The 24,001-nt window shown below is 70.5% G+C and carries 21 protein-coding genes; 9 read left to right on the top strand and 12 right to left on the bottom strand.

Annotated elements, in window-relative coordinates; genetic code table 11:
• Nucleotides 1-41: 41 nt before the first annotated feature.
• The 8 genes from ABZ848_RS27585 to polX form a co-directional block, all read right to left on the bottom strand.
• Complete coding sequence (locus tag ABZ848_RS27585; RefSeq protein ID WP_360836138.1) at nt 42-1,409, bottom strand: nucleobase:cation symporter-2 family protein; 1,368 nt, start codon at nt 1,407-1,409, stop codon at nt 42-44.
• Between the two features lie 219 nt (nt 1,410-1,628).
• Entirely contained in the window at nt 1,629-3,008 is a 1,380-nt protein-coding gene (locus tag ABZ848_RS27580) for an 8-oxoguanine deaminase (RefSeq protein ID WP_360836136.1), read from the bottom strand.
• A gap of 127 nt (nt 3,009-3,135) precedes the next feature.
• Entirely contained in the window at nt 3,136-4,059 is a 924-nt protein-coding gene (gene pucL, locus ABZ848_RS27575) for a factor-independent urate hydroxylase (RefSeq protein WP_360836135.1), read from the bottom strand.
• Nucleotides 4,060-4,063: 4 nt separating this feature from the next.
• Entirely contained in the window at nt 4,064-4,459 is a 396-nt protein-coding gene (gene uraH / locus ABZ848_RS27570) for a hydroxyisourate hydrolase (RefSeq protein ID WP_360836133.1), read from the bottom strand.
• 7 nt (nt 4,460-4,466) lie between these two features.
• Nucleotides 4,467-4,976 carry a 2-oxo-4-hydroxy-4-carboxy-5-ureidoimidazoline decarboxylase gene (uraD, locus tag ABZ848_RS27565; protein WP_360836131.1) on the bottom strand — a complete coding sequence of 170 codons (510 nt, stop codon included), beginning with the start codon at nt 4,974-4,976 and terminating at the stop codon, nt 4,467-4,469.
• A 76-nt stretch (nt 4,977-5,052) separates the two neighbouring features.
• Entirely contained in the window at nt 5,053-5,421 is a 369-nt protein-coding gene (locus tag ABZ848_RS27560; RefSeq protein WP_360836130.1) for a helix-turn-helix domain-containing protein, read from the bottom strand.
• Entirely contained in the window at nt 5,418-5,669 is a 252-nt protein-coding gene (locus ABZ848_RS27555; RefSeq protein ID WP_360836128.1) for a thiamine-binding protein, read from the bottom strand. The genes ABZ848_RS27560 and ABZ848_RS27555 overlap by 4 nt, the downstream gene beginning before the upstream one ends.
• A gap of 69 nt (nt 5,670-5,738) precedes the next feature.
• Entirely contained in the window at nt 5,739-7,484 is a 1,746-nt protein-coding gene (gene polX / locus ABZ848_RS27550) for a DNA polymerase/3'-5' exonuclease PolX (RefSeq protein ID WP_360836126.1), read from the bottom strand.
• Between the two features lie 109 nt (nt 7,485-7,593).
• Between polX and ABZ848_RS27545 the strand changes: the two genes are divergently transcribed.
• The 4 genes from ABZ848_RS27545 to ABZ848_RS27530 all read left to right on the top strand — a co-directional run bounded on the left by ABZ848_RS27545 (nt 7,594) and on the right by ABZ848_RS27530 (nt 11,484).
• Nucleotides 7,594-8,433: a TIM barrel protein gene (locus ABZ848_RS27545; protein WP_360836125.1), complete on the top strand. Its 840-nt coding sequence runs from the start codon at nt 7,594-7,596 to the stop codon at nt 8,431-8,433.
• Between the two features lie 29 nt (nt 8,434-8,462).
• Nucleotides 8,463-9,353 (top strand): 2-hydroxy-3-oxopropionate reductase, encoded by an 891-nt coding sequence (locus ABZ848_RS27540; RefSeq protein ID WP_360836123.1) that lies wholly within the window; start codon nt 8,463-8,465, stop codon nt 9,351-9,353.
• 125 nt (nt 9,354-9,478) lie between these two features.
• Complete coding sequence (locus ABZ848_RS27535) at nt 9,479-10,936, top strand: catalase (RefSeq protein ID WP_360836121.1); 1,458 nt, start codon at nt 9,479-9,481, stop codon at nt 10,934-10,936.
• 308 nt (nt 10,937-11,244) lie between these two features.
• Nucleotides 11,245-11,484 (top strand): hypothetical protein, encoded by a 240-nt coding sequence (locus ABZ848_RS27530; protein ID WP_242763830.1) that lies wholly within the window; start codon nt 11,245-11,247, stop codon nt 11,482-11,484.
• Nucleotides 11,485-11,699: 215 nt separating this feature from the next.
• Here ABZ848_RS27530 and gcl read toward each other — a convergent pair whose 3' ends face one another.
• Nucleotides 11,700-13,484 carry a glyoxylate carboligase gene (gene gcl, locus ABZ848_RS27525; RefSeq protein WP_360836119.1) on the bottom strand — a complete coding sequence of 595 codons (1,785 nt, stop codon included), beginning with the start codon at nt 13,482-13,484 and terminating at the stop codon, nt 11,700-11,702.
• Between the two features lie 181 nt (nt 13,485-13,665).
• On the opposite strand from gcl, the gene ABZ848_RS27520 reads away from it, so the two are divergent.
• Entirely contained in the window at nt 13,666-14,418 is a 753-nt protein-coding gene (locus tag ABZ848_RS27520) for a hypothetical protein (protein WP_360836117.1), read from the top strand.
• 48 nt (nt 14,419-14,466) lie between these two features.
• Nucleotides 14,467-15,459: an aldo/keto reductase gene (locus tag ABZ848_RS27515; protein ID WP_360836115.1), complete on the top strand. Its 993-nt coding sequence runs from the start codon at nt 14,467-14,469 to the stop codon at nt 15,457-15,459.
• A 40-nt stretch (nt 15,460-15,499) separates the two neighbouring features.
• Here the strand turns inward: ABZ848_RS27515 and ABZ848_RS27510 are convergent, their stop codons facing one another.
• Both ABZ848_RS27510 and ABZ848_RS27505 read right to left on the bottom strand, forming a co-directional pair.
• Entirely contained in the window at nt 15,500-17,092 is a 1,593-nt protein-coding gene (locus ABZ848_RS27510) for an AMP-binding protein (protein ID WP_360836113.1), read from the bottom strand.
• A complete protein-coding gene (locus tag ABZ848_RS27505; RefSeq protein WP_360836112.1) occupies nt 17,089-18,759 on the bottom strand; it encodes an AMP-binding protein in 1,671 nt (556 codons plus the stop codon). Before ABZ848_RS27505 ends, ABZ848_RS27510 begins: the two co-directional genes overlap by 4 nt.
• A 117-nt stretch (nt 18,760-18,876) precedes the next feature.
• Between ABZ848_RS27505 and ABZ848_RS27500 the strand changes: the two genes are divergently transcribed.
• From ABZ848_RS27500 to ABZ848_RS27490, 3 genes are all read left to right on the top strand, one after another.
• On the top strand, nt 18,877-19,728 hold the full coding sequence (locus ABZ848_RS27500; RefSeq protein ID WP_360836110.1) for a helix-turn-helix transcriptional regulator: 852 nt from the start codon (nt 18,877-18,879) through the stop codon (nt 19,726-19,728).
• Nucleotides 19,729-19,884: 156 nt separating this feature from the next.
• Entirely contained in the window at nt 19,885-22,707 is a 2,823-nt protein-coding gene (locus ABZ848_RS27495; RefSeq protein ID WP_360836108.1) for an AAA family ATPase, read from the top strand.
• A gap of 204 nt (nt 22,708-22,911) precedes the next feature.
• A complete protein-coding gene (locus ABZ848_RS27490) occupies nt 22,912-23,703 on the top strand; it encodes a serine protease (protein WP_360836106.1) in 792 nt (263 codons plus the stop codon).
• 93 nt (nt 23,704-23,796) lie between these two features.
• On the opposite strand, the gene dmpI is transcribed toward ABZ848_RS27490, so the two are convergent.
• On the bottom strand, nt 23,797-23,979 hold the full coding sequence (gene dmpI, locus ABZ848_RS27485) for a 4-oxalocrotonate tautomerase DmpI (protein WP_351467188.1): 183 nt from the start codon (nt 23,977-23,979) through the stop codon (nt 23,797-23,799).
• Between the last annotated feature and the right edge of the window lie 22 nt (nt 23,980-24,001).

The raw sequence follows: 24,001 nt of genomic DNA, 5'->3' as shown, positions 1-24,001 counted from the left end.
CTTGCGGGGTACGGCGATCGCCGCACCCCGCGTGCAGCGCATCAGTGGGCGGCGGCGATCCGGTCGCCGGCCTCCATCGGGTGGGTCACGTCCTGGGCGTCGCGGCCCCTGCCGAGGTGGTTGAAGACCAGGTTCAGGACGACCGCCGCGACGCAGCCCGTCGAGATGCCCGAGTCCAGGACGATCCGCGCGGTCTCGGGGAACGCGTGGTAGAAGTCCGGCGCCGTGATCGGGATGATGCCGACGGCCAGCGAGACGGCGACGATCAGGACGTTGTTGTCCTTGTCCAGGCCGGCCCGCACCAGGGTCTGGATGCCGCTCGCCGCGACGGAGCCGAAGAGGACCACGCCCGCGCCGCCGAGCACCGGGCGCGGTACGACGGCGATGAGCGAGGCGGCCATCGGGCACAGGCCCATCAGGACCAGGAATCCGCCGCCGGTCGCGACGACGTACCGGCTGCGGATCCGCGTCATCGCCACCAGGCCGATGTTCTGCGCGAAGGCGCTGCACATGAAGCCGTTGAAGAGCGGGCTGATCGCCGAGCCGAGGGTGTCGGCGCGCAGGCCCGCGGCGATGGTCCGCTCGTCGGCCGGGCGCTCGACGATCTCGCCGAGGGCGAGCATGTCCGCGGTGGACTCGGTCATCGAGACCACCATCACCACGCACATCGACACGATCGCGGCGACCTGGAACTGCGGTGCGCCGAAGTGGAACGGCGTCGGGAAGCCGATCACGTCCGCGTCCGCGACCGGGCCGAAGTCCGTGGCACCGAAGGGGATCGCGACCAGCGTGCCCGCGACCAGGCCGAGCAGCACGGCGATCTGCTTGACGAAGCCGCGGGTGAAGCGGCGAAGTACCAGCACGATCAGGAGAGTTGCGCCCGCCAGTGCGAGGTTGGTCGTCGAACCGTAGTCGTCCGCCGCCGGGTTGGGGCCCTGGGCCCAGCCGAAGGCGACCGGCAGGAGCGAGACGCCGATGAGTGTGATCACCGTGCCGGTGACGACCGGCGGGAAGAAGCGGACGGCCTTGCTGAAGAAGGGGGCGGCTATGAAGCCGAGCAGACCGGCCACCATCACGGCGCCGAAGATGACCGGCAGCGCGTCGGACTTGTCCTTGGTGGAGGCGACGACCGCGGTCATGGGGGCGACACCGGCGAAGGTGACGCCGTTGACGAAGGGCAGCCGGGCGCCGATCTTCCAGATGCCGAGTGTCTGGAGGAAGGTGGCGAGGCCCGCGGTGAAGAGGCAGGCGCCGGTGAGGAAGGTCAGCTCGGCGGCGGAGAGGCCGATGGCCGCCCCGACGATCAGGGGCGGGGCGACGACTCCCGCGTACATGGCGGCCACGTGCTGCAGGCCCGTGGTGGCCATTTTGAGCGCGGGGAGTTTCTCGTCGACGGGGTGGGCGGTCACAGCGGTTCCTCCGGGTCAGCTAACACGTCGGCTCTGACGTGGGTTTCTTGGAGGTGGTGCGCGGTCGTGCGGGACCGGGGGTGCCTGTAAGGAAAGTGACGGTGACCGTTCCGGGGGCGCGCACGTCCATGCGCGCCCCGGAGACGGCCGCCATGGACCCGCTGGGGTCCACGGCTACCGGTCGAGGGCCGTCCCCCTCGACCGGAGATCTTCGACCGCTCAGGCCTGCGCGGCGATCCGCGCCAGCCGCTGCGCCTCCGCCCGCGTGGAGCGGGCGATCGCGTCCTCGTCGACGTGCAGCAGGCGGTTGTTCTCGACGATCTGCGTGCCGTTGACGAAGGAGGCGGTCACCGGGGCCGCCGCGCCGAAGACCAGCGCGGTGACCGGGTCGGCGATGGAGGCGTGCGCCAGGGTGTCCAGCTTCCACAGCACCAGGTCGGCGAGCTTGCCGGGCTCCAGGGAACCGATCTCGGCGCTGCGGCCGAGGACTTGGGCACCGCCGTACGTGCCGAGACGCAGCGCCTGACGGGCGTTCAGGGCGGCCTCGCGGTGGGCGCCGAGGCGGTTGATCAGCAGGGCGTTGCGCAGCTCGGTGTGCAGTTCGCCGGACTCGTTGGAGGCGGTGCCGTCGACGCCGAGGCCGACCGGGACGCCGGCCGCGAGCATGTCGGGGACGCGGGCGATGCCGGCCGCCAGGCGGGCGTTGGAGGACGGGCAGTGGGCGACACCGGTCTTCGTACGGGCGAAGGCGGCGATGTCGGAGTCGTTCATGTGGACGCAGTGCGCCATCCACACGTCCTCGCCGAGCCAGCCGGTGGACTCGAAGTAGTCGGTCGGGCCCATGCCGAACAGTTCCTTGCAGAACTGCTCCTCCTCGACGGTCTCCGAGCCGTGCGTGTGCAGGCGGACGCCGAGGCGGCGGGCCAACTGGGCGCCCTCGCGCAGGAGTTCGGTGGAGACGGAGAAGGGCGAGCAGGGCGCGACGGCGACCTGGGTCATCGCGTCGAAGGAGGCGTCGTGGTGCTCCTTGACGGTGGCCTCGGTGGCGGCGAGGGCGCCTTCGAGGGTCTCGACGGCGAAGTCCGGGGGCAGTCCGCCGTCCTTCTCGCTGCGGTCCATGGAGCCGCGGGCGAGGGTGAAGCGGACGCCCATCTCGCGGGCGGCGCGGATGATGGCGCCGGACAGGTCGCCGGAGCCGGCCGGGAAGACGTAGTGGTGGTCCATGGCCGTCGTCACACCACCGCGGGCCATCATGGCCAGCGAGCCCTGCGCGGCCGCGTACACCATCGGCTCGTCGATGCGCGCCCAGGTCGGGTACAGCGCGACGAGCCAGTTGAAGAGGTTGTGGTCGGTGGCCAGGCCCCGGGTGATCCACTGGTAGTAGTGGTGGTGGGTGTTGACCAGGCCGGGGGTCACCAGATGGCCGGTCGCGTCGATACGGCGTACGACGTTCTCCAGGCCCTCGGGGGCCCTGCCCGCGCCGAGCGACTCGATGCGGTTGCCGGCGATGACGACCTGACCGCTCGCGTACTCGGTGTCGTCGGCGTCGACCGTCGCGATCGAACAGTTCTCGATGACGATGCGCTGGGCTGCTGCCATGATTCGTCCTTTTCGCTCAGTGGACTTTGTGGTGAGGGCACGGCAGGACCCCGGGGATTTGAGTGCCGCGGCCGGTGAGGAGGCCCGCCGGCCGCGGGTGCCGAAAAGGAACTGCTGAAAGGAGCTACTACAGGTTCGTCAGGTCCACGGGGATCTTCGGCTCGCAGCCGTCCCGCAGGATGGTGGCCTCGATCAGGCCGTAGGGGCGGTCGGCCGCGTAGTACACCTCGTTGTCGTTCTTCAGCCCGAAGGGCTCCAGGTCGACGAGGAAGTGGTGCTTGTTCGGCAGCGAGAAACGGATCTCGTCGATCTCGCTGCGGTTGTTGATGATGCGCGAACCCATTTGGTAGAGGGTCTGCTGGAGCGAGAGCGAGTACGTCTCGGCGAAGGCCTGGAGCATGTGCTTCTTGGTCTGCTCGTAGGACTTCTCCCAGTTGGGCATCTTCTGCTCGTCGTCGGTCCAGTTGAACCGCCAGCGGGCCGCGACCTGGGTGGCCAGGATGCGGTCGTACGCCTCCTGGAGCGTCGTGTACTTGTCCTTGACGTAGCCCCAGAACTCGGAGTTGGTCGAGTTCATCACGACGAGGTCCTTGAGCCCGGAGACGACCTCCCACGACGAACCGTCGTACGTGATCTGGGTGAGCCGGGTCTCCTGGCCCTTCCGCACGAACGAGTGCTTGACCTCGTCCGCGCCGATGAACTGGGAGTTGGCGTCGGACGCTTCGATCCGCTCCCAGGCGTACTCCTCGATGCGGATCCGCGCGGTCTTGATCGGCTCCTGCGAGGTCACGAAGTGCCGCGCGAGATGGATGCCGAACTGCTCGGCCGACTCGATGCCGTGCTCCTTGGCGAACGCGTACACCGTGTTCTTGGTGGTGTCGGTCGGCAGCACGTTGGCGTTCGAGCCGGAGTAGTGGACCTCGTCCATGTCGCCGGACAGCGCCACGGACACGTTCAGGTCCTTGATGTGATGGGTGGCGCCGTCCCGCGTGATCTTTACGACTCGGTTCTCGGCCTTGCCGTACTGGTTCTGTCCCAGAATCGTGGGCATCTAGCTAGCTCCCTCGGTAAACGGAGTAGCCGAACGGGTTGAGCAGCAGCGGTACGTGGTAGTGCTCGCCCGGCACGACGGCGAAGGTGATCGCCACCTCCGGGAAGAACACGGCCGCACCGCTGTCCCGATTCGCGGGGGCGTCCTGCTGCGCATCGGCTTGCTTCTTCTCGAAATACGGCTCCACGGCGAAGTCGAGCCGTACGTGTGTGGTCCCCTCCGGCAGGGCCGGCAGGTCCTTGCACCGCCCGTCCGCGTCGGTCGCGCTGCCGCCGAGCGCCTGCCAGTCCGCGTCCCTGCCCAGGCGGGCGGACAACTGGACGGCGACTGCCTCCGCGGGGCGGCCGATGCTGGTGTCGAGAATGTGCGTCGACACCGAGGCGGTGGTGCTGGTGCTCATGCTGCTCTCAGTCCTCTTCGACGAGTCGGGCGAGCCGGATACGGTTGATCTTGCCCAGCTCGGTGCGGACGATCTCCCGTTCCTGCTCCGGCGAGTTGCCGATCCGCTCCTTGACCGCGTCGCGCATCTGCTCGCCGGTCCGGCCGGTGGCGCAGATCAGGAAGACATGGCCGAACCGCTCCTGGTAGGCCAGGTTCAGTTCCAGCATCTCCGCCTTGAGGCCCTCGGCGGCGCCGGCCATGCCGGCCTGTTCCCGGGCGGAGGTCGGGTCGCCCTCCTTGGGGCGGCCGATCGGCGGGTGGCCGGCCATGGCCTCCTCCAGATCCGCGGTGCTCAGCTCGGCCATGGCAGCGTCGCTGGCGGCGAAGAGGTCGTCGGCGGTGGCGTACGGGCGGGCGGCGAGGAGTCGCTTCGCCCAGGTCACGGAGGCACACGCCTCGTGGAGGGCGGCGTAGGCCGCGTGCTCCTCCAGGGCGTTGAACCGGGCCAGGCCGGGGGACGCGGAAGTCGAAGTCACGGGAGTCAGCTAACGCCCCCACGCAACATCGAGTCAACACTTTGTTGAAAATTCGGGGTAACAAACCCGACAGCGCTCAGCTGTCCTTCTCACGGTTGAGGTAGTTGTAGACCGTGAACCGGCTGACGCCGAGCGCGCCCGCCACGGTCTCCACCCCGTGCCGTACGGAGAAGGCGCCGCGCGCCTCGAGTATCCGCACGACCTCCTGCTTGGACTTGCGGTCCAGCTCGGCCAGCGGCTTGCCCTGCTTGCGCTCCATCGCGGCCAGGATGTGATCCAGCGAGTCCGCGAGCTGCGGCAGCCGTACGGCGACGGCGTCGACGCCCTCCCAGGCGAGCACGACGTCGTCGGGACCGGCCTCGTCCGGCGGGAGCATCTCCCCGCCCATGGCGTCGACCAGCGGCTTCACGGCCGTGATGAACGGCTCGTCCCCGGTGCCGGTCACGCCGCGCCCTCCCCGATCACGTTGACCTGCAGCGAGATCCGGGTGGCGCCGGCCTCCAGGGACTTGCGCAGCAGGGCGTCCACGGCGGTCAGGACCGCGTCCGCACCGCCCTCCACCGTGTTGCCGAAGGGCCCGACGTCCACCGCGTCCAGCTCGGCCGCCTCGACGACCTCGCGGGCGACGACCGCGTGCGCGGGGGCCTCGTCGAGGTCGAAGGGCTCGGTCGTGAACTCCACTCTCAATCGCACGGGCTCAACCTAACGCCCTGGACACGTTTTCGGGCAGCCCCACCGGACACCTCTCGGCGCCCCCTTTGCCTAGGTCCCGCGCCCCTTGCGCAGGAAGGAGCGCAGTCGCCGCTCCGGCCAGGTGTTGATCACGTCCTCCTTGGTGAGCCAGCCGCGCCGGGCGGTGCCGATGCCGTAGCGCATGTTGGCCAGGTGCGGGACGGCGTGCGCGTCGCTGTTCACGGCGAACCGCACGCCGTGCCGCCGGGCCCGCAGGATGTCCTCGTCGCGCAGGTCGAGGCGGTCGGGGTGGGCGTTGACCTCCAGCGCGGTGCCGGTGCGGGCGCAGGCGGCGAAGACCTCGTCGAGGTCGGCGTCGATGCCGGGCCGCCTGCCGATGAGCCGGGTGGTGGGGTGACCGATGATGTTGACGTACGGGTTCTCGCAGGCCCGCACGAGCCGCCGGGTCAGCGCCTCGCGCCCCTGGTTGAAGTGCGAGTGCACGGAGGCCACACACAGGTCGAACCCGGCGAGGAACTCGTCCGGCCAGTCCACCTGCCCCTCGGGCCCGATGTTCAGCTCGGCCCCGTGCAGCAGCCGCAGCCCACCACGCCTCCCTCTGGTGGGGTACGTCCCGTCCAGCTCGCGCACCCGTGCCCGCTGGGCCAGCATCCGCTCGTCGGTCATGCGCTGCATGGCCAGGTCGGGCGCGTGGTCGGTGATCGCGTAGTAGGCGTAACCGCGCCCGGCGGCCGCCTCGGCCATCTCCTCCAGCGGGGCGAGCCCGTCGGTGAGGTCAGTGTGGGTGTGCAGGTCGCCCCGCAGGTCGGCCTCGGCGACCAGGTCGGGAAGTTCGCCGCGCAGCCCCGCCTCGATCTCCCCGCGGTCCTCGCGCAGGGCCGGCGGGATCCACGGCAGCCCGAGCCGCTCGTACACCTCCTCCTCGGTCTCGGAGACGATCTTCTCGCCGCTCTCGACGTCGAAGAGCCCGTACTCGGAGAGCTTGAGCTTCTGGTGCACGGCCCGTTCGCGGGTGCGGATGTTGTGGGCCTTCGAGCCGGTGAAGTACTGCAGGGCGGCGCCCCAGGAGTCCGGCGGCACGACACGCAGGTCGACGTTGAGGCCCTTGCTGGTGCGCACGGACGTCTTCTTGTCGCCGGTGCCGATCACTTCGGTGACGTACGGCAGCTCGGTGAACGCCCGCATGATCGGCGCGGGCTTCGTCGAGGCGGCGAGGACGTCGATGTCGCCGATGGTCTCGCGGCCCCGGCGCAGCGAGCCGGCGTAGGTGCACCGCTTGCAGCCGGTCACGGCGGAGAGCGCGGCCACGATGTCCTCGGCGAGGCCGGTCGCGACGTCGAGCTGGACGCGCCCGCCGGAGGACCGGAGCAGTTCGATGCCGTGGAGGATGTTCTCCTCGGTCTTCGGGCCGAAGCCCTTGAGGTCGCGCAGCCGCTCCTGGTGGATGGCGTCGGCGAGTTCGTCGACCGAGGAGATGCCCAGTTCCTCGTAGACCGCCATGGCCTTCTTCGGGCCGAGCGTGGGGATGGCGGTGAGCCGGCGCACCCCGGCGGGGATCTTCGCCCGCAGTTCCTCTACGGCGGTCACGCTGCCGCTGTCGAAGTACTCACGGACCTTCTGGGCGATGGACTTCCCGACGTTCGGGATCTCCTGGAGGCCCTTGAGGTCGAGGGTGGCGACATCGGCGTGATGGCCGCCGACCGCGCGTGCGGCCTTCTCGTAGACGCGCGCCTTGAACGCGTCTCCGCCGGTGATCGAGATGAGGTCCGCGTACTCCTGGAGGAGCGCGGCGACCTCGTCGTTGGACCGGGCCACCTCCTCAGAGTACTTGACAGGCCTCCCGGACCACAGGCAGTCTTCCGTTAAGCAGAAATGAACTTCCGCAATACGGAATCACTCGACACGGAAGGGAGCGCGGCGGCCCATGGGATTCGCAGACCAGCGCTTCAACGTCAACCTGTCGATCCTCTTCACGGAACTCCCGCTCCTGGAGCGCCCCGCGGCCGCCGCCGCGGCGGGCTTCACCGCGGTCGAGCTGTGGTGGCCCTGGGTCGACTCCCCCACCCCCGAGCGGTCCGACCTCGACGCCCTGAAGAAGGCGATCGAGGACGCCGGCGTACAGCTCACGGGCCTGAACTTCTACGCCGGACAGCTGCCGGGCCCCGACCGCGGCGCCCTGTCGGTCCCGGGCGAGGAGTCGGAGAGGTTCCGCGCCAACATCGACGTGGCCGCCGACTTCGCCGCCTCGCTGGGCTGCAAGGCGCTCAACGCGCTGTACGGCAACCGCGTCGAGGGCGTGGACCCGGCCGAGCAGGACGCGCTCGCGCTGGAGAACCTGGTCCTCGCGGCCCGGGCGGCCGACCGGATCGGCGCGATCCTGCTGGTCGAGGCGCTGAACAGGCCGGAGTCGCCGCTGTACCCGCTGGTGAGCGCGCCCGCCGCGGCCGGCATCACCGACAAGGTCAACGAGGCGACGGGGCTCGGCAACGCGAAGTTCCTGATGGACCTCTACCACCTGTCCATGAACGGCGAGGACCTGCCGTCGGTGATCGAGGAGTTCGCCTCGAGGACCGGCCATGTGCAGATCGCCGACAACCCGGGCCGCGGCGCGCCCGGCACGGGCTCGCTCCCGCTGGAGGAGCTCCTCGACCAGCTGAAGAAGGCCGGTTACGACGGCTGGGTGGGCCTGGAGTACAAGCCGGGCGACCGCCCGAGCGCCGAGGCCTTCGACTGGCTCCCGCGCGAGGCGCGCGCCGCCCGCTGACCCCCTTTTACGTGAAAGGCACCCCCATCATGAGCAACCTCCCCAAGATCGCGTGGATAGGCCTCGGCATCATGGGCTCCCCCATGTCCGAGAACCTCATCAAGGCGGGTTACGACGTCACGGGCTTCACCCTGGAACAGGACAAGCTGGACCGCCTGGCCGCCGCCGGCGGCACCGCGGCCGGGTCCATCGCCGAGGCCGTGCGCGACGCCGACGTGATCATCACGATGGTGCCGGCGTCCCCGCAGGTCGAGGCCATCGCGTACGGCCCCGCCGGCATCCTGGAGAACGCGAGGTCCGGCGCGCTGCTGATCGACATGTCCTCGATCACCCCGCAGACCTCGGTCGACCTGGCAAAGGCCGCCGCGGACAAGGGCGTTCGCGTCCTGGACGCCCCCGTCTCCGGCGGTGAGGCCGGCGCCGTCGAGGCCGTGCTGTCCATCATGGTCGGCGGTGAGCAGGCCGACTTCGACGCCGCGCGGCCGATCCTGGAGGCGCTCGGCAAGACCATCGTGCTGTGCGGTCCGCACGGCTCCGGTCAGACCGTGAAGGCCGCCAACCAGCTGATCGTCGCCGTGAACATCCAGGCGTGCGCCGAGGCCGTGGTCTTCCTGGAGAAGTCGGGCGTGGACCTGAAGGCCGCGCTTGACGTCCTCAACGGCGGTCTCGCGGGCTCCACCGTGCTGACGCGCAAGAAGGTCAACTTCCTTCAGCGCGACTTCAAGCCGGGCTTCCGCATCGACCTGCACCACAAGGACATGGGCATCGTCACCGACGCCGCCCGCAACGTCGGCGCGGCCCTGCCGGTCGGCGCCGTGGTCGCCCAGCTGGTCGCCAGCCTGCGCGCCCAGGGCGACGGCGGCCTGGACCACTCCGCCCTGCTGCGGGCCGTGGAGCGCCTCTCCGGCGCCCAGGTCTGACACACCCACCCCGGACTTCCGGGCCGCGGCGCCGCCGACATCTGTCCTGTCGCGCCCAGGCGTCGCCGCGGCCCGGATACCCATGCCCACCACTTCAGCAAACCGTTCACGTCTGGAAGATCACCATGTCGAAGCGCGTGCTCACGACCGAGTCCGGCGCCCCGGTCGCCGACAACCAGAACTCCGCCTCCGCCGGCGTCGGCGGCCCGCTCCTCCTCCAGGACCAGCACCTCCTGGAGAAGCTCGCCCGCTTCAACCGCGAGCGCATCCCGGAGCGTGTGGTGCACGCCCGCGGCAGCGGTGCCTACGGCTACTTCGAGGTGACGGACGACGTCACGGGCTTCACGTCCGCCGACTTCCTGAGCACGGTCGGCAGGCGCACAGAGGTCTTCCTGCGCTTCTCGACCGTGGCCGACTCGCTCGGCGGCGCCGACGCCGTCCGCGACCCGCGCGGTTTCGCGGTCAAGTTCTATACGGAGGAGGGCAATTACGACCTCGTCGGGAACAACACCCCGGTGTTCTTCATCAAGGACCCGATCAAGTTCCCGGACTTCATCCACTCTCAGAAGCGCGACCCCTTCACGGGCCGTCAGGAGCCGGACAACGTCTGGGACTTCTGGGCGCACGCCCCCGAGGCCACGCACCAGGTGACCTGGCTGATGGGCGACCGCGGCATCCCGGCGTCGTACCGCCACATGAACGGTTACGGCTCCCACACGTACCAGTGGACGAACGCCGAGGGCGAGGCCTTCTTCGTCAAGTACCACTTCAAGACCAACCAGGGCGTACGGTCCCTGTCGACCGAGCAGGCCGCAGGGCTCGCGGGCAAGGACCCGAACTCGCACCAGACGGACCTGCTGCAGGCGATCGAGCGGGGCGTGAACCCGTCCTGGACCCTCTACGTCCAGATCATGCCGGCGGCCGAGGCGGCGGACTACCGCTTCAACCCCTTCGACCTGACCAAGGTGTGGCCGCACCGGGACTACCCGCTGCGGCGCGTGGGCCGACTGGTCCTCGACCGCAACCCGGACAACGTGTTCGCGGAGGTCGAGCAGGCCGCGTTCTCCCCGAACAACTTCGTCCCGGGCATCGGCCCCTCCCCCGACAAGATGCTCCAGGGCCGCCTGTTCGCCTACGCGGACGCCCACCGCTACCGCCTGGGCGTCAACCACACCCTGCTCGCGGTGAACGCCCCCAGGGCGACGACCGCGCAGAACTACGGCCGCGACGGCCTCATGGCGGTCAACTCCCAGGGCCGCGCGGCGAAGAACTACGAACCGAACTCGTACGACGGCCCGGTCGAGACCGGTCGCGCCCTGTCGGCCCCGCTCGCGGTGACCGGCTGGACCGGCACCCACGAGGCCCCGCAGCACACCAAGGACGACGACTTCTTCCAGGCCGGCGAGCTGTACCGGCTGATGTCCGAGGACGAGAGGTCCCGGCTGGTCGCCAACATCGCCGGCGGCCTCTCCCAGGTCTCCCGCGACGACGTGATCGAGAAGAACCTGACCCACTTCCACGCCGCCGACCCGGACTACGGCAAGCGCGTGGAGAAGGCGGTCCACGCCCTCCGCGAGGACTGACGAAGACGGCCCGCGCGCCGCCGACCGGCCCGGATGAGGGGTGGCCGGTTAGCGGCGCGCGGGCGAGGCAAGGACCGCGGCGGTGTGCGAGCCAGTGCGGTGGTGAAGGGTCCGGGGCCTCCTTCTTCGACCTGAGGGGAGGAGCGCCCGGTTCCGTCGTCGCCGCCGCGGTCCCGGCCACCTCCTCGCGGAGGGGCACAGCAGAAGACCTCTCCGGGGCGAAGGCGCCGGATGCGGACGGTCCCGCATCCGGCGCCTTTCGGTGTGTACGGGGTGCATCCGCGCACCTTCCGCAGGACGCTGAAGGCATGGCACATCCAACCGAGCATCCGCACATCGTGGTGCACTCGCCGGCCCTGGACGGCTCCCGGCGGGTCACGGACGGCGACAGGACCCTGGGCGTCGCCACGCACGTGGACGACGTCGGCGAGATCCTGCGCCTGGCCGACCTGTACGTCACCGACGTCGAGGGCAGCGACCTCATCGAGTGGCAGGGCGGCGGCCCGGACGACTGGCCCGGCCTCTCCGAGCACCACGAGCAACCGTGACGGCGTACTACGCGCGTACACCTGGGGACGTAGGATGTCTACGCAATCCTCAAATCCAGCTCTGAATTTGATTCAAGAGGCTTCAACCGCCCCCGGGGGCGGGCACATTCTCGTCACGCGGGGCCCGCCGACACGGGGGCGGCGGGCCCCGCTGCACGGCACACGAAAGAGGGGCGGCCCGTCGGCGGGCCGCCCCTCTTCGTCGTACCGGTGTGTCAGACCTTCAGCGTCCTGATCGAAGTCGGCGCGTGTCCCGGCTCGGTCGCGAGCTCCTCGAACTCGACGACGTTGGAGATGTCGTTCGTCGTCGACATGGCGATGTTGGTGACGCGCTCCAGGATCGCCTCGACGACCACCGGCACCTGGTACTCGGCGGCGAGCTTCTTCGCCTGCTCCAGCGCCGCCCCCAGCTCGTTCGGGTCGGTCACCCGGATCGCCTTGCAGCCGAGACCCTCGGCGACCTTGACGTGGTCGACGCCGTAGACGCCCAGCTCGGGCGAGTTGATGTTCTCGAACTCCAGCTTGACCTGGAAGTCGATGTCGAACGCCCGCTGCGCCTGGCGAATCAGGCCCAGATAGGCGTTGTTCACCAGGACATGGACGTACGGGATCTTGTGCTGTGCGCCGACGGCCAGTTCCTCGATCATGAACTGGAAGTCGTAGTCGCCGGACAGCGCGACGACCTGCGCCTCCGGGTCGGCCTTGGCGACGCCCAGCGCGGCCGGGACGGTCCAGCCGAGGGGGCCCGCCTGGCCGCAGTTGATCCAGTGGCGCGGCCTGAAGACGTGCAGCATCTGGGCGCCGGCGATCTGCGAGAGGCCGATCGTGGAGACGTACCGGGTCTCCGGGCCGAAGGCCTTGTTCATCTCCTCGTAGACACGCTGCGGCTTGATCGGGATGTCGTCGAAGTGGGTACGGCGCTGGAGGGTCGCCTTCTTCTCCTGTGCGGCGGCGGCCCAGGCGCTGCGGTCGGGCAGCCGGCCCGCCGCCTTCAACTCCCTTGCCACCTCGACGAAGAGCTCCAGCGCGGCCTTCGCGTCGGAGGCGATGCCGTAGTCCGGGGCGAAGATCTTGCCGATCTGGGTGGGCTCGACGTCGACATGGACGAACTTCCGTCCGGCCGTGTAGACGTCCAGCCTGCCGGTGTGGCGGTTGGCCCAGCGGTTGCCGATGCCGAGGACGAAGTCGGACTCCAGGAAGGTCGCGTTGCCGTAGCGGTGCGAGGTCTGCAGGCCGACCATGCCGGCGTTCAGCTCGTGGTCGTCGGGGAGCAGGCCCCAGCCCATCAGGGTCGGGACGACCGGGGTGCCGGTCAACTCGGCGAACTCGACGAGGAGTTCGGCCGCGTCGGCGTTGATGACACCGCCGCCGGCGACGATCAGCGGGCGCTCGGACGCGTTGAGCATCCCGATCGCCTTCTCGATCTGGGCGCGGCTCGCGGCCGGCTTGTAGACCGGGAGCGGCTCGTACGTCTCCGGGTCGAACTCGATCTCGGTGAGCTGGACGTCGATCGGCAGGTCGATCAGGACCGGGCCGGGACGGCCGGAGCGCATCAGATGGAAGGCCTGCTGGAAGACGCCGGGGACCTGCGCGGCCTCCAGGACCGTGACCGCCATCTTCGTGACCGGCTTGGCGATCGAGGCGATGTCGACGGCCTGGAAGTCCTCCTTGTGGATCACGGCGGTCGGGGCCTGGCCCGTGATGCACAGGATCGGGATCGAGTCGCCGATGGCGGAGTACAGGCCCGTGATCATGTCGGTGCCGGCCGGGCCGGAGGTTCCGATGCAGACGCCGATGTTGCCGGCGTGGGTCCTCGTGTACCCCTCGGCCATGTGCGAGGCGCCCTCCACATGGCGGGCGAGGGTGTGATTGATGCCGCCGGAGGCCTTGAGCGCGGCGTAGAAGGGGTTGATCGCCGCGCCCGGCACACCGAACGCGTCGCCGACACCTTCGCGCTTGAGGATCTCAACTGCCGCGCGGGCAGCGGTCATACGTGCCATCGAGTACTCCTGCCTCGGCTGTCGGATTCGCACGCCCGTCGCGCCCCGCGGTGAGCTCTTCCGTAATCGACTTCCTCAACGTTTCCACATTGCGGAAACTAATTTCTACTATCTGGAAGCAATGTAGGTGGGCGGGAGAAGGCCGTCAAGAGACGGACAAGCGGGGGTCGGCTGGAGGACGATGTGGGCCATGTCAGAGAGCGTCCCGGTGCGCTGTCCGGCCTGCCGGCGCGAGCACCTCTACTCGGCGCCGTCGTATCCGTGCGTGTGCGGGGCACCGATCGCCCCGTCGCTGGACCGGCACGGGACGGCGACGGCCGTCTCCCATCCCGTCTGGGAAGAGGACTGGATCACCCTGCGCTGCGCCGGCTGCGGCCGCAGCGACCAGTGGCCCCGGCCGGAGCTGGGCTGCCCGTGCGGGACGCTGCTGCGGGTGCCGCTGGCGGGGGCCGACGGGGCTGGCGAGAGGGACGAGGCGAGCGCCGAGACCTGGCCCTGGCCGGAGCCGGCTCCCCGTCCGAGGCCGGCCCGCGCGCAGGGCCCGCAGGGCCGCCGCCCCCGCTTCCAGCCCGTCACCATCCGTACCGCGCGGGACGCGGTCACGGCCGCCGCGCTGTATCTGCGCTGGCTCGGCTTCAGGGACATCCGGCGGGCCGACCAGCGGCCGCCGTCGGGCATCGGCCTCGCGGCGCGGGGTCTGCTGGCCCAGGTGGACCCGACGGTACGGCCGGCCTCCTCACGGGACGTCGAGTGCCTGTGGCTGACCGCCATGACGGAGTCGGCGATCTGCGTGTACTTCTCCCTGGCCGGTTACGCCACGGACGCCCGGGCCCGCGCGGACTCCCTCGGCGTGTCCTTGTTCGTCCTGGACCTCACGGGGACTCCGCAGCCGGTGAATGAGGTGGCCGACGAACTGGACATGAAAGGCGCGTGACTGGCGAGGCTTGCTTGAAGTGCACTTCAGGGCCATAGCGTCGAGGTCATGCAAAAACGCGAACTAGGGCAGGGCCTCGAAGTCTCGGCTCTCGGGCTCGGCTGCATGGGCATGAGTTTCTTCTACGGTCAGCCACAGGACACAGGCGAGATGACGAAGTTGCTGCGGGCGGCCGTCGACCGCGGCGTGAACTTCCTCGACACCGCCGAGGTCTACGGCCCGTTCACCAATGAGGACCTGGTCGGCCGGGCGCTGGCACCGGTCCGCGACCAGGTGGTGATCGCCACCAAGTTCGGCATCAGGCACGGCGAACACGGGCCGACCCCGATGTCCGGGGTCGACAGCAGGCCCGAGCAGATCCGCCGGGTGACCGAGGCCTCGCTCAAGCGTCTTCGAACCGAAAGCATCGACCTGCTCTACCAACACCGCGTCGATCCCGACGTGCCCGTCGAAGACGTGGCCGGCACGGTCAAGGAGCTGATCGCCGAAGGCAAGGTGAAGCACTTCGGCCTGTCCGAGGCCGGTGCCGCGACGATTCGCCGCGCCCACGCCGTACAGCCGGTGACGGCGCTGCAGAGCGAGTATTCGCTCTGGATGCGCGAGCACGAGACCGACATCATTCCGACCTTGGAGGAACTGGGCATCGGCCTGGTGCCCTTCAGCCCGCTCGGCAAAGGATTTCTGACCGGCAAGATCGATGCCGGCACATCGCTGGCCGACGACGACCTCCGCCGCCTGCTTCCACGCTTCAGCCCTGAAGCACGGCAGGCCAACCAGGTGCTGGTCGACCTGCTGCGGCAGATCGCCGACGACAAGGGAGCCACGCCTGCCCAGATCGCTCTCGCCTGGGTGCTGGCGCAGAAGCCGTGGTTCGTGCCGATCCCCGGCACCACCAAGCTGCACCGCCTGGAAGAGAACCTGGGCGCCCTCGACGTCGAGCTGACGTCCGGCGACCTGCACCGGATCGAAGAGGCCGCGGCCGACATCCGGATCCAGGGCGGACGTGTCCCTGAGCAGTTGCAGTCACGGTTCGGCCGCTGAAAGCCCGTTCCGACTCCTGAAACCGTCGGCCGAAGGCCCCTTACGGGGCGCTGTAGTTCTCCCGCAGTTCGATCTTGCGCACCTTCCCCGACACCGTCATCGGGAAGGCCTTCAGGATCTGCAGCCTGCTCGGCACCTTGTAGTGCGCCAGCCGGCCCTCGCAGAACGCCCGCAGTTCCTCCAGCGTCGGCGGGTCGGCCGGGTCCCGCGGGATGACGCAGGCCAGGACCTCCTCGCCGTACTTCTCATGGGGTACGCCGACCACCTGGACGTCCGCGATCTTCGGGTGGCCGTAGAGGAACTCCTCGATCTCGCGCGGGTAGATGTTCTCGCCACCGCGGATGATCATGTCCTTGATGCGGCCGACGATCTCGACGTAGCCGTCCTCGCGCATCATCGCGAGGTCCCCGGTGTGCATCCAGCGGCCGGGGTCGACGGCCTCGGCGGTCTTCTCGGGCTCGTTCCAGTAGCCGAGCATCACGCTGTAGCCGCGGGTGCACAACTCGCCTGCCTCGCCCCGGGGTTGGGTCACTCCCGTCGCCGGGTCGACGACCTTGACCTCGATGTGCGGCAGGACCCGGCCGACCGTCCCGGTGCGGTGCTCCAGGTCGTCCTCCATCCGCGTCTGCAGCGAGACCGGGGACGTCTCCGTCATGCCGTAGCAGATGGACACCTGCTCCATGTGCATCTCGGCGACCACCCGCTTCATCACCTCGACCGGACAGGGCGAGCCCGCCATGATCCCCGTGCGCAGGGACGTGAGGTCGTACGTCGCGAAGTCGGGCAGGTTCAACTCCGCGATGAACATGGTCGGGACGCCGTACAGGGACGTGCACCGCTCCTGCTGCACCGCCTCCAGCGTGGCCTTCGGGTCGAAGGACGGCGCCGGGACGACCATGCAGGCGCCGTGCGAGGTGGCGGCCAGGTTCCCCATCACCATGCCGAAGCAGTGGTAGAAGGGCACGGGGATGCAGATCCGGTCCTGCTCGGTGTAGGCGATCAACTCCCCTACGAAATAACCGTTGTTGAGGATGTTGTGGTGGGAGAGCGTGGCCCCCTTCGGGAAGCCCGTCGTGCCCGAGGTGTACTGGATGTTGATGGGGTCGTCGCAGGAGAGCGGCTCGTACGTCGCCTCGGGCGCCGCGCGGCCGAGCAGCGCCGTCCAGCTCGGGTCGCCGATGTAGACGGTCTCCCTCAACTCCGGGCACCTGCCCCGCACTTCCTCGACCATCGCGCGGTAGTCGCTGCTCTTGTGGCTCAGCGAGGCGAAGAGGAGGGAGACGCCGGCCTGGCCCAGGACGTACTCGACCTCGTGGGTGCGGTAGGCCGGGTTGATGTTCACCATGATCGCGCCGATGCGCGCGGTGGCGTACTGGACCAGCACCCACTCGGGGCAGTTGACCGCCCAGATGCCGACCCGGTCCCCCTTCGCGACCCCGCTCGCGACCAGCGCCCGCGCCAACTCGTCGACGTCCGCCCCGAATTGGGCATAGGTCCAGCGCCGCCCCGACGGCACGTCGACGAGCGCCTCGCGCTCCGGCCAGGTCGCGACGGCCCGGTCGAGGTTGGCTCCGATGGTGTCCCCGAGCAGGACGGTCCCGCTCGTCCCATGGGTGTACGACAGTACGGTCACCGGAAGTCCTCCTCGCGGTACTCGTCGGCCGAACCCGCGGCCGTGGCCTCGCGCAGCTCGATCCGGCGGATCTTGCCGGAGACGGTCTTGGGCAGCGCGCCGAACTCCAGACGGCGGATGCGCTTGTACGGCGCCAGGACCTCGCGGGAATGCTCGAACAGCACCTTCGCGGTGTCGGGGCCGGGCTGCCAGCCCTCGGCGAGCACGACGTACGCCTTGGGCACGGCGAGCCGCAGCTCGTCCGGCGCGGGCACGACGGCCGCCTCGGCCACCGCCTCGTGCTCCAGCAGGGCGCTCTCCAGCTCGAACGGGGAGATCTTGTAGTCGCTGGCCTTGAACACGTCGTCGGCCCGCCCGACGTACGTGATGTAGCCGTCCTCGTCGCGCGAGCCGATGTCGCCGGTGCGGTAGTAGCCGCCGGCCATCGCCTCCGCCGTGCGGTCCGGGTCGCCGTGGTAGCCGGTCATCAGGCCGACGGGACGGGCGGACAGGTCGAGGGCGATCTCGCCCTCGGCGGCGCCGGCCGCGCCCGTCACCGGATCGAGGAGCTCGACCTTGTACCCGGGGCTGGGCCGCCCCATCGAGCCGGTCTTCAGCGGCTGGCCCGGGCTGTTGGCGACCTGCACGGCCGTCTCCGTCTGCCCGAAGCCGTCCCGGATGGTGACGCCCCAGGCCCGCCGCACCTGCTCGATGACCTCGGGGTTCAGCGGCTCCCCGGCCGCCACCGCCTCGCGCGGCCTGGCGCGCAGCTGGGTGAGGTCGGCCTGGATGAGCATCCGCCACACGGTCGGCGGCGCGCAGAACGTCGTGACCCCCGCACGGTCCATCTCGGCCATCAGGCGGCCCGCGTCGAAGCGCGTGTAGTTGTGGATGAAGACGGTCGCCTCCGCGTTCCACGGCGCGAAGAGATTGGACCAGGCGTGCTTGGCCCAGCCGGGCGAGGAGATGTTCAGGTGCACGTCACCGGGCTTGAGGCCGACCCAGTACATCGTCGCGAGATGGCCGATCGGGTACGAGGTGTGGGTGTGCTCGACCAGCTTGGGGCGGGCGGTGGTGCCCGAGGTGAAGTACAGCATCAGGGGCTCGTCGGGCAGGGTCTCCCCGTCCGGAGCGAAGCCGGCGGGGGCCGCGTACGCGTCCTCGTACGCCTGCCAGTCCCCCTCCGCGCCGCCGACCGCGACACGGGTGTAGCGGCCGGGCACCTCGTCGAACTTGCCGGTGTCCTCGGCCCGTACCAGCACGTGCCTCACGCGCCCCCGGTCGACCCGGTCGCGCAGGTCGGCGGGGCCCAGCAGCGGGGTGGCCGGGATGACGACGGCCCGCAGCTTCATCGCGGCGAGGGCGGTCTCCCACAGCTCGACCTGGTTGCCGAGCATGACGAGGATGCGGTCCTCGGCCCGCACACCGCGTCCGCGCAGCCAGTTGGCCACGCGGTTTGAGCGCTCGGCCATCTCCGCGAAGGAGACGCGGACCTCGCTTCCGTCCTCCTCGACGATGTGCAGGGCGGTCCGGTCGTTGCCGTCGGCGATGACGTCGAACCAGTCGAGCGCCCAGTTGAAGCGCTCGGGCCGGGGCCAGTCGAAGCCCTCGTACGCCTTCGTGTAGTCCTCGCGGTGCTCCAGCAGGAAGTCCCGCGCGTCTCGGAAGGCCTCCGTCGCGGTCGTCATCGTGCGTCCTCCTCGGTACCGGACCATTGCCGGGCGGCTCTCTGCCATCGTGTAATCCGTGATGCAGGTCTCACTACCCCCGAACGGGGGTGTGCGCTGCAGGGAAAGGGCGAGCAGGTGACAGCAGACGCGGCCGGGGCGGTCGAGATACGCAGTGCACTGGTGCGCCTGCGGCGCACTACGGGGCTCCCGGTGGCCTTCGGCGGCCTGGTGGAGCCGGGCCGGCAGCATGTGCGCATCAGCGAGCTCAACGGGAACACGACCCTCGCCCTGAGCGGCCTCCCGGTGACCTCCGGCAACGGCCTCGGCGGCCGCGCGGTCGCCCTCGCCCGCCCGTGCGCGGTGACGGACTACTCCTCGTCGCGGCAGATCAGCCACGAGTACGACGTCCCGGTCGCCACCGAGGGGCTGCGCTCGATCCTCGCGGTGCCGGTGGTGGTACGACGCCGGGTGCGCGGTGTCCTGTACGGCGCCCTGCGCACGGCCCAGCCGCTGGGCGACCGCACGCTGGACGCGGCGATGGAGGCCGCCCGGGACGTGGAGCAGACGCTGGCCGTGCAGGACCAGGTGCGCGGGCTGCTCGCGCAGACGCCCCGTACCGACTCGTCCCGGGACCCTGCCGCGGGCGCCGCCTGGGAGCAGGTGCGCGAGGCCCACGCGGCGCTGCGCGCACTGGCCCCGCGGATCGCCGACCCGGCGCTGCGGGCCGAGCTGCTGGACGCCTGCGAGCTGCTGACGCCGACGGCCGTACCCCTCGTCCCGCGCCCGGCCGGGGTCCGGCTGACCCCTCGTGAGCTGGACGTACTGGCCTGTCTGGCGGCCGGTGCGACGAACGCGGGCGCCTCGGAGCGGCTGGGGCTGCGCCCGGAGACGGTCAAGAGCTATCTCCGCTCGGCGATGCGCAAACTGGGCACCCACACCAGGGGCGAGGCGGTCGCCGCGGCGCGCCGGGCGGGGCTGCTTCCGTAGCTGCCGGCAACCGGTTGGGCGGCCCGCTATTCATGCGCCGGGGCTTTGAATTTCCGTGTGCTGCACCATTGTTATATCCCTCACCACCCCGTCCGTCCGAATTTCAAAGAGACATTGCATAGAATTTGGTCCGGACACGACACACGGAGGGGAGCGGTGACCGTGCGAGGGGACTTCAAGGAGCCTGCCAGATGCCGCCCCGACCTGGTCATCGGCCGGGAGGAGCTGATCGGGGCCGCGCGTGAGCAGCTCGCGCGCGGCGGCAGTGTGCTGCTCCACGGTCCCGCCGGAATAGGAAAGTCGACCGTCCTGCGGGCATTGGCATCCGAATATGGGACACCCGCCCGCACCGTGTTGCGCTGCTCGGCGACCGAGTCCGAATCGCATCTCCCGTTCCTGGCCCTCGCGGACCTGCTCGGCCTGGTCCTCGACGAGGTCTCCGAGAAGCTGCCCGCGGCCCAGCGCACGGCGCTGGAGTCGGCGCTCACCGGACGCGAGTCCACCCTCCAGCGCGACGCCCTCGCCCTGCGCCTGGCCGTGCTGTCCGCGCTGCGCGCGCTCGCAGCGGAGGGCCCAGTCCTCGTCGTCGCCGACGACCTCCAGTGGCTCGACTCGGCCAGCGCCGAACTCCTCGGCTTCGCCGCCCGCCGCCTCGGCGACACCCCGGTGCAGCTGCTGTGCGCGGTGCGCACCGAGGGCCAGGAGTACGACCGCCACCTACGCGCGTCACCCCCGGACACCCTCGCCGTCCGGCTCGGCGCGTTCTCCCGTGCCCAGGTCTCCGCCCTGCTCGACCACCGCGGCTACACCGGTCTGCCCCGCTCCACGGTCCGCGACATCCACCACACCAGCGCCGGCAACCCGCTCTTCGCCCTGGAGCTCGGCCGCGCCCTCGCCGAGAACCCGACCCCGCCGCGCCCCGGCGAGCCGCTGCCGGTGCCGACCTCGCTGCGCACCCTCGTCCTCAACCGCCTGGAGATGCTCTCCGCCGAGGCCCGCCGCACCCTCCTGGTGGCCAGCGCGGGCGCCCGCCCCACCGTGGCCCTGCTGCACGCGGCAGGGCGGGAGAACGCCGAGGCCGAGACCGCCCAGGCGGCCGAACTGGGGCTGCTTGCCACCGAGCCCGAGGGCCCCGCCGTACGCTTCGCGCATCCCATGATCTCGGCCGCGCTGTACGCGGAGGCGCCCGCGCAGGAGCGCCGTGCCGTGCACGCCGCGCTGTCCACGGCGGCCTCCGACCCCATCGAGCGGGCCCGGCATCTTGCCCTGGCGACCACGGGCACCGACCCGGAGGCCGCGGCCCGGCTCGCCGAGGCCGCCGCGCTGGCCCGGGACCGCGGGGCCCCCTCGGTCGCCGCGTCGCTCGGTCTGCTCGCCGCCCGGCACACCCCGGCCGACCACGACCCGGGCGCCGACGAGCGCCGGCTGCAGGCCGCCGAGGACGCGATCACCGCGGGCGAGGTGGACCTGGCGCGGGACATCGCCCGCGAGGTGCTGACCCGGGCCACCGCGCCGGCCGACCGGGTGCGGGCCTGGATGGTGGTGATCGAGGCGGCCGGGCAGGCGCTCGGCGAGGTCGACACCGTCTACCCGCAGGTGCTCGCCGACGCCGGCGACGACCCGCGGCTGCTCGCCCTGGTCCACTACCAGCTGGCCTGGCGGGCCCTGGTCGTGGAGGGCGACTTCGCCGAGGGCCGCCAGGAGGCGGCGCACGCGGCGGAGCTGGCGGCCCGGGCCGGCGAGCGGCGCACCGAGCTGCTCGCGCTCTCGTTCCAGGCGCAGACCGAGATCCTGATGGGCCATCCGGACGGGCCCGCGACCATCAAGCGCGCCCTGAAGGAGCCTCAGCTCCCCGAGGTGGCGTGCCATCACAACGGCGCCGGCGCGGCCCGCTTCCGCTGGCTGATCATGAGCGACCAGCTGCCCGAGGCCCGCTCCACGGTCAGCGCGCTGCTGCGCGAGGTGCGGCGGCGCGGCATGGTCGAGAGCGAGGTGCACTTCGTACGCCTGCTCGCCGAGACCGAGCTGCGCTCCGGGCACTGCGGGCGCGCCCTCGACCTGGCCCGGGAGTCCATGCGGCTGGCCCGCGACTCCGGGATCGGCGAGGTGCCCTCCGCCGTGCTCGCCTCGCTCGCCGAGGCCGCGGGCGGGGACGTGGACCGGGCGCTGGCGCTCGGCCGGGAGGCGGTGGAGCTGGCCGAGCAGGCCGGGGACCAGATGTACATCTCGCGCGGGCTGACCGCGCTCGGGCACGCCCAGCTGGTCGCGCGGGACGCCGAGGGCGCGGTGCACTCACTGCGCCGGGTACGGGAGTTGGAGCACGCGCTCGGCATCAACGACCCGGCGCGCGGCCGCTGGCACGGCGACCTCGCCGAGGCCCTGGTGCGGACCGGCGAGGTCGACGAGGCGCAGGAACTCGTCGCCGGGGCCCGGGCGCACGCGCTGCGGCTCGGCCGGGAGAGCGTGCTGGCGGTGCTCGACCGGGCCGAGGCGCTGGTGCGGGCCGCGCGCGGGGAGCAGGAGGCCGCGCTCGCCCAGCTGACGTCCGTTCAGGACCGGCTGGCCAAGCTGGGGTACGGCCTGGAGGAGGCGCGGGCCGCGTTCGCGCTGGCCGCGCTGCGCGGCGGGCGCCCGGGGCCGACGTCGTACGACGAAGCGGCCCGGCTCTTCCGGCGCTGCCGTGCGCTGCCGTGGCTGCGGCAGGTGGAGACGGCCGCCGCCGAGCACCCGGTGGAACCGAACACACCCTCCGACACGTCAGAGGGCTCGGACGGTCTGGCGGGGCTGGAGGGACTCGCCTCGATGGAGCGTCAGGTCGCCGCGCTCGTCATGGAGGGCGCGACCAACCGGGAGATCGCGGCACGGCTGTTCATCAGCGTGAAGACGGTCGAGGCGACCCTGACACGGGTCTACCGCAAGCTCGGCATCCGCTCTCGGGTGGATATCGTCCGACTGGCGGCGGGGCGTCGTACGAAGTGAGGTCTGTCCGGTTTACTGTGCGGCGACCGAGGGTTTTCCCTGCCCAACTCCCCTAGGGGGTTCCCTCATTGGGGTGAGGGTGCACCGGGTTCTAGCGTAAGGGCGTGCCGCTCGCCCGGGCATACGGGGGTCGGTCCCGCGACCCCCGTGCACCACCCCCACACCCGCGCGACCCCCACCGGCAACCCCCCACTGAGGAGACTCATGTTCGGGCTCAACCGCGCCAAGAAGACCGCCGCCGTCGTAGCGGCGACCGCTGCCGCCGCAGCCACGGCCCTGCTCAGCGCCCCCACCGCTGTCGCCGCTCCCCAGCCCATCGTCGGCGGTTCGACGACCACGACGACCGCGTACCCGTTCATGATGCAGATCACGGACGCCTCGCAGAACCAGTTCTGCGGCGGCACCCTCGTCTCGGCGACCAAGGTGGTGACGGCCGCCCACTGTATGGTCGGCGAGACCACCAGCAGCGTCAGAGTCGTCGGCGGGCGCACCTACCTGAACGGCACCAACGGCACGGTCAGCAAGGTCAGCAAGATCTGGATCAACCCGTCCTACACGGACGCCACCAACGGCGACGACGTGGCCGTCCTCACCCTCTCGACGTCGATGCCGTACACGACGGCGTCGTACGTCAGCTCCTCCCAGACGAGCGTGTACGCGGCCGGCACCACGGCTCGCATCCTCGGCTGGGGCACCACCTCGGAGAACGGCAGCTCCTCCAACCAGCTGCGGACCGCGACCGTCCCGATCGTGTCCGACTCCAGCTGCAAGAGCTCCTACGGTTCGGACTTCGTCCAGACCGACATGGTTTGCGCCGGATACACGTCCGGCGGCGTAGACACCTGCCAGGGCGACAGCGGCGGTCCCCTGCTCATCGGGGGCGTCCTGGCAGGGATCACTTCTTGGGGCGAGGGCTGCGCGGAGGCCGGTTACCCGGGTGTCTACACCCGGCTGACCACCTTCTCCAGCCTGGTGACCGCGCAGGTCAACTCGTAGTCCCAGAAGGTCTCCTGAGCACCCCTCAGGTGAAAGACCAGGGGGCGTTGCGGGCTACCACGAGCAGCCCGCAACGCCCCCTATCCATGTCCGCTACTTGTCCGCGGTGAGCTTGCCCGCGGCGCCCCAGCTGTCCGCCGGGACCTCGTGGATCCAGACCTGCACGGTCTCCGCCGGGATCCGGTACGCGTCGACGAACGCGTCGGTGATGCGCTTGACGAGGTCCCGCTTGAGCTCGGTGTCCCGGGGACCCTGCTGGACGGTGACGATCGGCATGACTGAACTCCCTTGATCCGCG

This window comes from Streptomyces sp. NPDC047081 (genome assembly GCF_040643775.1).
Taxonomy (GTDB): domain Bacteria; phylum Actinomycetota; class Actinomycetes; order Streptomycetales; family Streptomycetaceae; genus Streptomyces.
This window is presented reverse-complemented; position numbering and strand designations above follow the sequence as displayed.

Coding starts and splice junctions, on each gene's coding strand:
- ABZ848_RS27530 (WP_242763830.1), top strand. CDS start 11,245: ATGGCACATCCAACCGAGCATCCGCACATCGTGGTGCACTCGCCGGCC.
- ABZ848_RS27490 (WP_360836106.1), top strand. CDS start 22,912: ATGTTCGGGCTCAACCGCGCCAAGAAGACCGCCGCCGTCGTAGCGGCG.
- uraH (WP_360836133.1), bottom strand. CDS start 4,459: ATGAGCACCAGCACCACCGCCTCGGTGTCGACGCACATTCTCGACACC.
- ABZ848_RS27515 (WP_360836115.1), top strand. CDS start 14,467: ATGCAAAAACGCGAACTAGGGCAGGGCCTCGAAGTCTCGGCTCTCGGG.
- ABZ848_RS27520 (WP_360836117.1), top strand. CDS start 13,666: ATGTGGGCCATGTCAGAGAGCGTCCCGGTGCGCTGTCCGGCCTGCCGG.
- gcl (WP_360836119.1), bottom strand. CDS start 13,484: ATGGCACGTATGACCGCTGCCCGCGCGGCAGTTGAGATCCTCAAGCGC.
- ABZ848_RS27540 (WP_360836123.1), top strand. CDS start 8,463: ATGAGCAACCTCCCCAAGATCGCGTGGATAGGCCTCGGCATCATGGGC.
- ABZ848_RS27505 (WP_360836112.1), bottom strand. CDS start 18,759: ATGACGACCGCGACGGAGGCCTTCCGAGACGCGCGGGACTTCCTGCTG.
- ABZ848_RS27545 (WP_360836125.1), top strand. CDS start 7,594: ATGGGATTCGCAGACCAGCGCTTCAACGTCAACCTGTCGATCCTCTTC.
- ABZ848_RS27535 (WP_360836121.1), top strand. CDS start 9,479: ATGTCGAAGCGCGTGCTCACGACCGAGTCCGGCGCCCCGGTCGCCGAC.
- dmpI (WP_351467188.1), bottom strand. CDS start 23,979: ATGCCGATCGTCACCGTCCAGCAGGGTCCCCGGGACACCGAGCTCAAG.
- pucL (WP_360836135.1), bottom strand. CDS start 4,059: ATGCCCACGATTCTGGGACAGAACCAGTACGGCAAGGCCGAGAACCGA.
- ABZ848_RS27580 (WP_360836136.1), bottom strand. CDS start 3,008: ATGGCAGCAGCCCAGCGCATCGTCATCGAGAACTGTTCGATCGCGACG.